Genomic DNA, 9,016 nt, shown 5'->3' with positions numbered 1-9,016 from the left:
CGCTTACGCCACTTCGCGACTGTCTTGGGGTTCAGTCCATGCTGGGCGGCAAGATCTTTGAGCGGAGCTTTCGATCGCTGTAGCGTTGCTCTGACCGCGTGCGTGGTCGTGGCGCAGCCGTGAAGAACCTGTCCCATAACGCCTCCCGGTGTGCGGCGGTTACAGCTAAATTGATGCCACCACACCGCGGGACTGCACAGCTAGGCCCCATGCGGTCATCCGTGCTGAATTCCGCGTCGGCAGCCTCAACTGCCATTGGATCGGCCGGCTCGGCTGTCGGGGCCGAGGCCGGCCCAGCTCTGGCGAAAGCCGCGAGGAAGGCCACGCCGAGGGCGCGCTGCGGCCGCCTACTCATCGGCCGCCACGGCAAACGCCGCGTCGCTTGTAGCCCGCCGCGGCTCGTAGCGCGCTTCGCCATCCGCGAGCGCCGCGAGGCCGACGGGCCGCGCTGTCAGTGGGGCGATGCGGTCTAGGAATGAGCGGAGCGGTATCTGCAGCAGCCGGACACGCTTCGACGTAGCGGAACTCCCAAGGACGCCTGTCCGCGAAAGCACAGCAGCCAGTCTTGCCGTCTCTCGTCTGATGATGACAGTGCTTCCCGCGCATTAGGCTTATACGCAATCTCCGAGATAATTACCCCACCATCAAAATGAGTATATTGTTCAACTCACTGCCGCCGTCATCACAGTAGTAAAATATTTCGATATCTGGCGGAGGCTGGGAATGGCTTGGAGGTTGATATTATTTGCGGCATTTTGCGTCTTGAGTGCCAGGGCATATGCCAACGGTGAAATATCCGTAAACATGGCTTTGATCTCCAACGGCGATCTCACCGTGTTTGGGACTTTGAACCCGCCCCATGCTGCAAACGTCAGCTTGGACGATAAATATGATGCTCGTTCTGATCAGGATGGACGCTTCTCGTTTCGAATCCCCTACCATCCAGAAAAATGCGTCGTCACGCTCAAGTCCGATACTGTCAGCCGGCAGGCAGTCGTTGGTTATTGCTCCCAACCGCACTTCGTTCAGGTTGCGGCGGTCGCTGCGAAGCCTGCGCCTCTGACGCCTGCGGCCAACAGTCCGAAGGGAGAGGTCGGGCCGCGTGGTCCGCAGGGGGCCGCTGGCCAGCAGGGTCCGGAGGGTCCGCAGGGCGAGCGTGGCGCAAGGGGCGATCAAGGTCCGGCCGGCCCGGCTGGGCCTCCTGGTCAGGTTGGACAGGTGGGTCCGAAAGGGGAGAAGGGAGATAAGGGCGAGCGCGGGCCGGCGGGACCCGAAGGCAAAGCAGCCGCCGCTGCGGCGGGCCTTCGCGTCGAGACGGTAGAATGCGCAGCGGGCGGTCGCTGCGTCGCCAGTTGCGGGAGCGAGGAGTTCGCCGTGAATGGGACCTGCAGCGGCGGGGAGCGGCCTGCGATGGACGAAAGCAGTATCTACTGTTTCGCGATGGGGTCCGCGCCCGCCTCGCTCAAAGCGCGGGCCATCTGCGCAAGGCGTTGAACGAGGGCTTCTCGATCTCTTCGAGCTCAGCTGCGGGGTCGTGATGTCGGCGAGAGCGCATGAAAAAGCCCGCCGTCCTGAGGCGGCGGGTTGTTGCAGGGTCCACGCTCTTCAATCCGGCGGGCCTATTGCCGCTTGAAGAACCACTATCCCTGCCGGTCGCCGTTGGGTGGACTGTCCTGCTCCGCATCAGCAGTGCGCGACGTTCGGGGGCTGGTGCCGTGATGCATCATGGCTGACCTCCAATCCGGTGTCGGCGCCGCATTTGATGGGCGCCGAGAACCTCAGGCTAGGAGCGTCCGTCGGGGATAGCAAGGGCCGGCGAGACCGGCCTATTCGCTGACACGAACGCGGCGGATGTGCTCGACGCAGTAAAGGATCGTTGAAGCCGCGACGTTCGACGTGGCAGACCTCCTCGACATAGCGGGCGGCGGGGCGCAGTGGACCGTCTGGCCGGGGTAGTAGCCGTTGTTGGCCGAGGCGATGGCGCTGCCGACCTCGATGCTGCCGAGTACGCCGAGCGCGGCGGTCCCGCTGACGCCGATACCGTCACGGGCTTGCGCCCCGGCTGAGCGCCGCAGAGGATGAGAGTGGCCAGGGCGGCCGTGCTGCCGATCTGCCGGAACGAGCCACGCAAAGCTCACCTCGTTCGTGCGGACGGCCCCGCGCGCGTCGGCGCGCAGGACCCCAATCCACCGGATGCCCACGGTGCGGCCACCCATCTGGGGTCAGGGTCAGGGTGCGATGGGTCAGTTCACGAAGGTCGTCCACCTACCGATCAGTGACGAGCCGCGGCTTGATGCTCGGCTCGAGGACGTTCGCGAAGCGCAATGCCTTAGGCCTGCAGGAAGTCACGAGCGATAGTGAGCCCCAAGGCGCTCAGAATGTCGGTCCCCTGGTTAAGGACCCGAAGCCCCTCATCCGTGCCAGTGAGCGAGCGCGAGCAATTTTAATTGCCTGCCAGCATCGATGTGCGCCTGCAGAGCCCTGATGGCTCTCAAGAAGGGCCGCGACTCGTCTAGCATCTGATCGGTGTCGGGTTTTTTTTCTCGAAAGAACCCCGTTTCGGAGCGGATCGATTCCAATTGGTCGAGTGCAGCCCATTGCGCGGCTAGGCGTGGCTCGAATTGCTGACCGAAAGGGATGTACTCAGCGTGGACAAGAGAGCCAAAAGACAACTGGAGTTCGATCGCTAGATTTTCATAATGTTCAGTCGATGGAATATAAATAAGTGAGTTTGATGTGCGCGCCACCCCTCAGAAGGTGTAACAAGCATTTATTTTAGATCTTGAAGATAATTAACATGAAAAATATAAGCCAAGCTCGAGGAATGATTCGGAAAATGACTTAGGTTGAGGGACAAACCGTTCGGCTTGATTTCGGCAGATGAGGTCACAGGCGAGGGTCGTAACGGCGAGTGGACGGAAGCGCGCCAGCCACGCCGGGGTGCGCTCGACGATCCAGCGGTAGCGTCCCAGGTGCTCGCTGCTCTCAATGCCGCGGCGAGCGATGCGCGGCGTGATGCTGCGTGCCCGGCAYTCACACCGGCAACGGTGATGATCGTAGCCCTTGTCCGCGTGAAGCAATTCCGGCCTCGGCGCGCGCACTGCATCCGGCCTCCGGCACCGCAGCATCGACCTTGAGCAACAACCTTGGCGTCTGGCGGAACCCCCCGCGCCGCATCGGGTTGCCACCCCAACGCAACTGCGAAGGAGTCATCGATGCGGAAGCTCGCTCTCATCTCCGCCGTCACCCTGTCTCTCGGAGCCCTCGGCACGACCGGCGCGCAGGCGCAGGGCTACGGCTACGGCGGCCATCACGGTGGTTACGGCTATGGCCGGGGCTACGATCGCGGATACGGCCCGCGCCGCGACTTCGGGTATCGCCGTCACCGTGGCCTCTCGACCGGGGCCGCGATCGGTCTCGGCATCGCCGGCGCGGCAGCCGGGGCTGCGGCGGCGGGCGCGCTGGATCGGGGACCGGGTTACTACGGCCGGGGCTACTGAGCTAAGGTACGCCTCACGTGGATGGAGCCCTGCCGCCCCTGCGGCGGGGCTCGGCCTCTATCCGGCAACTGAAGGTCGCGACACAGACCTCGGTAGGCCCTTGATCCCCCGGACTCCGTCCACCAAGGATCGAGTTAAGGCGTAGGAGCCCCTCCGCTCCATCGGCGGCGTGGACGCAACCCCGTCAGCGCACCCAGCGAGCAATCTGTTCGCGGATTGTCGGCCGGACCGCGCGTCGCGCCCGTGCGCTCGCGAAGCGATCGATGCGGATCCTGTCCGTCGGAACCTGACGCAGAAACCGCTCCGCGATCTCGAAGATCAGGATGTCCGGCTGAACCGCCTCGATGTAGCGCCAGTCTAGATTGGCCGACCAGATCGCGTGAACCTCGCGGAAGGTTTCGGCCAGCATCGCGGTGAGGCGCGCACCGGGGCTGTAGATGTAGGAATCGCCGAACAGCACCACCCGCCGGGAATCGGGCGCCGCTACATTCTCGAACACCACCCGCGACCCTACGAACAGGCCCCGCGGCCGGATGGCCCGTCCCGATTCGCGCACATCGACCAGAGCATTCGCGTCGACTCGCGCCGCGCGCCGGGGGAAGTCGTAGGCGACATACGCCTCGTCGATCGGAGGAGCGAGCTTCTCGCCCAGATCGAAGGTGAAGCGCTCGGTTACGCAGGTCCCGCTGAAGACATGGGCGGCGACAGGTGCATCCAGGGCCTCGCAGAGCGCGCGGTAGGCGGTGAGGTAACCGCGATAGGTCCAGTGTGTGTCGGTCCGCAGATAGACCGGTTCGTCGACCCGCGCCGCAAGAAGGGGCGTCTGAAGGTCGACCATGGTGGCGCCGCTGTCCCGGGCGACCATGCGGGCGAGGCGGAGACCCGGCGGATCCGCGAGTCCGGGAAAGGGACGGCCGAGCAGGTCGGGGTAGATCGCCAGCTTGTCGGGGACGACGGTGTGCACGTGGCGGATCCCGAGACCGTCGAGGCGACGCGCGCGTCGGCCGATCAGCCGCATCCAGCGCGTCAGGATCCGGCGGGACGTGGCGGTGTCGCCGTAGAAGGCTTCCACCTCGCTGGCGCGTCCGACCCAGTACAACCAGCCTTCTTGCCCCACGGCCACGCCGCTGCCGCTTGCCTTCAAGGGTCCCAGCCTCCCGCCGCCGGTGACAATTCCGGCCGATGATATCGGGCTCACGCGTCGACGGATCCGCGATGAATTGCAACCCCCGCGCCGCCGCACGGCGCCGAGGGGCGATGGCGGGCCGGTGCGATTGGTCGCCGCGAGGCCGTACGCCGCTTCGGACCCAGTTTTTCGTTCGAGGGGGGCTGCGCGGCGAAACTTTATCGTCGTGCCGCGGGTACTGTCGTCAAACGCGCCGATGCGCGCGGTGTTGCGAGAAGGGCCGGGTCATGTCCGCGCTTGTCACGTTCGTCGGCTGCAGTCTCGTTCTGTCGGGCTTCGCGGCCGAGCAATTCGCCGAGCACCGCTGGCTCGCCGCGAGCCGCCCGGCGCCGCTCGATGCCCTGGCGGTGCTCGCCCTGGCGCTTCCGGCGGCCGGGCTCATGCTGATGGCGACGCTGGCGGTGTGATCCCGGTCGGTGCCCGTCTCACTCCGCGTCCACACAGAACAGGACCCCGACCGTCCGCTCCTTGCGCCAGATGAGCTTCACCGCGTACCGCATGTCAGCGTTGTTCAGGACGAGTTCGAACACGTTCTCGAGCCGCACCACCTGTGAGCCGAGGAATTCCAGCATCGCGCCACGATCGGAGATGTTCTTGACCTGACAGGGGTAGCGCGTCCCGTCCCGATGCTGCGCAAACGCCATAAGGGCGGTCGGCTTTCGCTCCATCGCCCGGCGCTCCACGATGGCGATGGACGGGCTGGTGTTGCGGGACACGGCGGTCGTTCCTGCCGATCTCGGCCGAAGCGGCGCGATATCAATAAAATTGCTCCGGATTTGCTAACATGTGATTGATGATCCGCGCGGTTGTCAGAAAACATCAGTTTCCGGGCTGTCTATTTCTCCGGCGCTGGATGTTCTTCACGGGCCTTCTTTGCGCGGCGGCGGACCCTCGCCAGCCTTGATGAACCGGCCGACCAGGAGGCCGAGCGGGATCGACGCGAGGAACCAGATGCGCAGGAATCGAACGGCCTTCATGGGTCTGCTCCACCGGCGTGATCGGACCTGCATCACACCACACTCCCCATCGGTTGCCGAGTCGGCTTCCGGGGCTGCCTGCGGGATGCGCTTCGTCGGCGGAAGGCGGTGGCCTATCTGAGGCCTTGGGCGGTGACTGCCGGTCCGGTTCCGGACCGGGCCTGCCCCACGGATATCCGGAGACGACCATGCGCAGCCGCCGAGGCCTGATGTTTCTGGCGGGATTCACCGTCGCCCTGCCGCTGTCCGGCGCGGCCGAGGCGCCTGGACATTTGCCCCCGGCCCCGCCGGCTCCGGATCTGCAGGGGCTGCCGAATTTCTCGCGCAGCGTCCAGGGAACCGGCTTGCCGGGCCTGGACGGCGGCCATGTCTTCCTCTGGAACCGGCCGCAGGGCTTCGACCCGGCCTCGACCCTGCGCGTCGACCGGCACGTGCCGGAGGGTTCTGGCGAGGCCACTCACACCTACAAGGCGATCTGGGCGCTCGGATCCACCGGACCGCAGAACGCCGGCTACGAGTGGACGATCACGGGAGAACTGCACAACCGCGCCCTCGCCAGCACAGGCGCGCAGAACGTCGCGGTCAACGGCACGGTCTTCAAGGAGCCGAATGGAGTGGGACCGGTCGGCCCGTCCTGGGCCGGCAATTTCAATTGCGTGGACATGACCGACGAGGCCGATCCCGTGGCCTCCTGCATCGGTGCCGAGATCGATGTCTCCGCCCAATCGCCGACCACGGATCGCAACCGTCAGCGCGTCGGCCTGCAGATCTCCACCGGCGGGGTGCCGGGCGCCCATACCGGTTACGGAATCCTCATGGGAAACCTCGCCGGATCCATCACCGACCGCGCGATCTCCTTCCAGGGGGAGGGCACCTACGGGATCGGGATCGATGCCGCCGCCGCCAGGTTCACGGGCGTGCCGATCCTCCTCGGCGCCGGTCAGGCGATCGGCCTCGACGGGAACCGCGACGGTGGGTTCATCCGCAGCCTCGGATTCGACGGGCGCGATCTCGTGTACGAGACGGGATCGGGACCGGTGGTCCGGATCAGCGACGCCGGACGCATCGAGGCGGCCTCGGTCCGCGAGACCCTGCCACGGCCGCCCGCCGACAGCCGTGCGCCCTGCACCCCGGGCGACCATGCCTGGGATGACGCCTTCGAATACCGCTGCGTCGCCCCCGACCGATGGAAGCGGGCGGCGCTCAGCGACTGGTGACCGGGGGCCGGATCCTCAGCGGTCGAGGATCCGCACCACGGCGCGGGTTTCGGGATCGACGACCACGATCTTGTCGCCCGGCGCCACGAAGTAACCGAAGCGGCGGAGGCGCGGGTTGGGCGCTTCCGTGAAGGGGGCCAGCCGCACGTCGGGCGGCACGATGCTGCCCGGACGAAGCGGAATCGACCCGACGATCGGTCCAGGCCCCACCGGACGACGTACGATGTAATCGCGCACGATGACGTCGTCGTCGGGGCCGAAATCGTCGGGCGCCACGATCACGGCCTGCGCGAAGGCGGAGCCGGTGAACAGCGCGGCGAACCCGAGGGATGCTGCGAGGCTGGCGCGTGTCGACATGGCGGGCTCCGTGATGGGCTAGGCCGCCGGAAACATCAGGGCCTGCACTTCGGTTCCCCCGGGGGCGGTCAGCGGCCCACCTGAGCGGCCTCGGCAAGGGGGACCGGCGACCAGCGGGTGAGCTGTACGTATCCGTCCGACGCCGCCACCACGACGTGGCGCCGGTGGCGATGCACGACCGTACCGGGGGTGTGCCCATGGCGCTCCTGCCAGCCATGGGCCTCCGCAACGAAGACCCGGGCGTCCCCGAGACGGGCGATCGTCTCGACGGTGCCGAAGGCCCGAACCCGGCGCAGGACCGTCTCCACCTCCTGCCGGAAATCGAGGGTTCGGTCGGCATCGCTCGCGCGGGGCCAGTAAGAGCCGTCGCCCTGCGGCTCGCATCGCCGCCAGTGGCCGGGAAGATCGCGTCCGAGCGGCCCCGCGGCGAGGCGGCGTGCGGCCATCTGGCACTTCGCGAGCAGCGTCTCGTGGGTCTCCTGGGGACTAAGCGCGAAGATGTCCTGAGCGAGGATATCGCCGGTGTCGAAGCCGTCGGCGAGCACGTGGGCGGTGACGCCCCAAGTCTCGTAGCGGTCGAGCACGGCCCGGAATAACGGGTAGGGTCCGCGCCCCGTCGGGAGCGGAGACGGATGGATGTTGAGGCCGTAGGCGGCGCGACCCTTCCACCCGCGGACCAGCCATGGATAGCCGGCCACCACGAGAGCCCACTCCCGGCCGTGCTCGACCTGGAGCGCCTCGATGTCCCGCTCCCGGATCCGCGAGAGCTGGATCGGCAGGCGCAGCGACCGAGCCCGTGCGACGATCACGTCGTTGTGGTCGTAGATGCCGTCGCAGGGCCGCGTGAACAGCTTCACCGGGGTCCAGCCGACGTCCAGCAGGCCCTCGAAGACCCCACCCAGGAAGTCGATGCCGGCGAACGCGAACTTCATGGTTGCCGCCTGCGACCTTGTGCACGTGGAGGGCCACGGTCCGCCGCCTGCCCGGGGGCGTCCCCAGCCTTACCTTGATCGGGTTCGTCAGGGTAGCAAGGGGTTTAAACGTGCGTCGGGTGATCATCTATGGCGGGACCGGCGGTATCGGCCTCGCCACCGCACGCGCCCTCCGGGTCCGTGGCTATGCCCTGCATCTCGCTGCCCGGGACGGGGATCGCCTGTCCCAGGCCGCCGCTGAGCTGGGCGAAACCAGCGTCACGGCGGGAGACGTCACCGATCCGGATTTCCTGTCCGCCGCGACCGAGGCCGCGGGGCCGCAACTCGCCGGCTTGGTCTACGCAGTCGGCACCATCAACCTGCGTCCCCTCGGCCGGCTGACCCGGGCTGACGTCGAGCGCGATTTCGCCGTCAACGCGCTGGGTGCCTTCTCGGCAGTGCAGGCCGCAGCCGGCGCGCTCAAGGCCGGGTCCGGCGAGGCCGGCTCCGGGGTCGTGCTGTTCTCGACCGTGGCCGTGGCGCAGGGATTCGCGGCGCATGCCTCCGTCGCGATGGCCAAGGGCGCCGTCGAGGGCCTAGCACTGTCCCTGGCCGCCGAACTCGCCCCCCAGATCCGCGTCAACGTCGTGGCGCCGTCCCTGACGCGGACGCCCCTCGCCGCCGGGATCACCGGCAACGAGACCCTCGCCCAGGGGATCGCCGCGATGCACGCGCTGCAGCGGCTCGGGCGCCCGGAGGATGTCGGCGCCCTGGCCGCGTTCCTCGTTTCGGACGAGGCGGCCTGGATCACGGGCCAGGTGATCGGCGTGGACGGCGGCCGCTCCGCCCTCCGCACCAAGGGCTGAGG

General features: G+C 67.0%; 9 protein-coding genes and 2 pseudogenes. 4 read left to right on the top strand and 7 right to left on the bottom strand.

What is annotated here, in order from left to right; all coding sequences use genetic code 11:
- From ACXJKQ_RS20770 to ACXJKQ_RS20760, 3 genes and pseudogenes are all read right to left on the bottom strand, one after another.
- A pseudogene (locus ACXJKQ_RS20770) lies at positions 1-137 on the bottom strand (IS481 family transposase); the annotation flags it as partial.
- Between the two features lie 1,689 nt (positions 138-1,826).
- The gene (locus tag ACXJKQ_RS20765; RefSeq protein WP_457107610.1) at positions 1,827-2,216 is read right to left on the bottom strand and encodes a hypothetical protein; all 390 of its coding nucleotides are present in this window, start codon (positions 2,214-2,216) and stop codon (positions 1,827-1,829) included.
- A gap of 576 nt (positions 2,217-2,792) precedes the next feature.
- Positions 2,793-3,089 (bottom strand): annotated as a pseudogene (locus ACXJKQ_RS20760) (hypothetical protein); the annotation flags it as partial.
- A gap of 126 nt (positions 3,090-3,215) precedes the next feature.
- Here ACXJKQ_RS20760 and ACXJKQ_RS20755 point away from each other — a divergent pair.
- Complete coding sequence (locus tag ACXJKQ_RS20755; protein WP_457107609.1) at positions 3,216-3,500, top strand: hypothetical protein; 285 nt, start codon at positions 3,216-3,218, stop codon at positions 3,498-3,500.
- A gap of 184 nt (positions 3,501-3,684) precedes the next feature.
- Here the strand turns inward: ACXJKQ_RS20755 and ACXJKQ_RS20750 are convergent, their stop codons facing one another.
- On the bottom strand, positions 3,685-4,644 hold the full coding sequence (locus tag ACXJKQ_RS20750; RefSeq protein ID WP_457107608.1) for an alginate O-acetyltransferase AlgX-related protein: 960 nt from the start codon (positions 4,642-4,644) through the stop codon (positions 3,685-3,687).
- A gap of 269 nt (positions 4,645-4,913) precedes the next feature.
- Between ACXJKQ_RS20750 and ACXJKQ_RS20745 the strand changes: the two genes are divergently transcribed.
- On the top strand, positions 4,914-5,093 hold the full coding sequence (locus ACXJKQ_RS20745; RefSeq protein ID WP_457107607.1) for a hypothetical protein: 180 nt from the start codon (positions 4,914-4,916) through the stop codon (positions 5,091-5,093).
- Positions 5,094-5,111: 18 nt separating this feature from the next.
- Here the strand turns inward: ACXJKQ_RS20745 and ACXJKQ_RS20740 are convergent, their stop codons facing one another.
- Positions 5,112-5,402 carry a PilZ domain-containing protein gene (locus ACXJKQ_RS20740; protein ID WP_457107606.1) on the bottom strand — a complete coding sequence of 97 codons (291 nt, stop codon included), beginning with the start codon at positions 5,400-5,402 and terminating at the stop codon, positions 5,112-5,114.
- 449 nt (positions 5,403-5,851) lie between these two features.
- On the opposite strand from ACXJKQ_RS20740, the gene ACXJKQ_RS20735 reads away from it, so the two are divergent.
- Positions 5,852-6,880, top strand: coding sequence for a hypothetical protein (locus tag ACXJKQ_RS20735; RefSeq protein WP_457107605.1), 1,029 nt, complete (start codon positions 5,852-5,854; stop codon positions 6,878-6,880).
- 15 nt (positions 6,881-6,895) lie between these two features.
- On the opposite strand, the gene ACXJKQ_RS20730 is transcribed toward ACXJKQ_RS20735, so the two are convergent.
- Both ACXJKQ_RS20730 and ACXJKQ_RS20725 read right to left on the bottom strand, forming a co-directional pair.
- Positions 6,896-7,237 (bottom strand): hypothetical protein, encoded by a 342-nt coding sequence (locus ACXJKQ_RS20730; protein ID WP_457107604.1) that lies wholly within the window; start codon positions 7,235-7,237, stop codon positions 6,896-6,898.
- Positions 7,238-7,305: 68 nt separating this feature from the next.
- Positions 7,306-8,169: a formyltransferase family protein gene (locus tag ACXJKQ_RS20725; protein WP_457107603.1), complete on the bottom strand. Its 864-nt coding sequence runs from the start codon at positions 8,167-8,169 to the stop codon at positions 7,306-7,308.
- A 110-nt stretch (positions 8,170-8,279) separates the two neighbouring features.
- Here ACXJKQ_RS20725 and ACXJKQ_RS20720 point away from each other — a divergent pair, with 110 nt between their 5' ends.
- Positions 8,280-9,014: an SDR family NAD(P)-dependent oxidoreductase gene (locus ACXJKQ_RS20720; RefSeq protein WP_457107602.1), complete on the top strand. Its 735-nt coding sequence runs from the start codon at positions 8,280-8,282 to the stop codon at positions 9,012-9,014.
- Positions 9,015-9,016: the final 2 nt, after the last annotated feature.

It is taken from the genome of Methylobacterium sp. P5_C11, assembly GCF_054049775.1.
Note: the sequence above shows the minus strand (reverse complement) of the source record. Positions and strands in the feature narration are given on the sequence as shown.

What these genes read in the sequence shown, in the direction of transcription:
- ACXJKQ_RS20765 (WP_457107610.1), bottom strand. Translation starts at nt 2,216, where the DNA reads ATGGGTGGCCGCACCGTGGGCATCCGGTGGATTGGGGTCCTGCGCGCC.
- ACXJKQ_RS20755 (WP_457107609.1), top strand. Translation starts at nt 3,216, where the DNA reads ATGCGGAAGCTCGCTCTCATCTCCGCCGTCACCCTGTCTCTCGGAGCC.
- ACXJKQ_RS20745 (WP_457107607.1), top strand. Translation starts at nt 4,914, where the DNA reads ATGTCCGCGCTTGTCACGTTCGTCGGCTGCAGTCTCGTTCTGTCGGGC.
- ACXJKQ_RS20735 (WP_457107605.1), top strand. Translation starts at nt 5,852, where the DNA reads ATGCGCAGCCGCCGAGGCCTGATGTTTCTGGCGGGATTCACCGTCGCC.
- ACXJKQ_RS20730 (WP_457107604.1), bottom strand. Translation starts at nt 7,237, where the DNA reads ATGTCGACACGCGCCAGCCTCGCAGCATCCCTCGGGTTCGCCGCGCTG.
- ACXJKQ_RS20725 (WP_457107603.1), bottom strand. Translation starts at nt 8,169, where the DNA reads ATGAAGTTCGCGTTCGCCGGCATCGACTTCCTGGGTGGGGTCTTCGAG.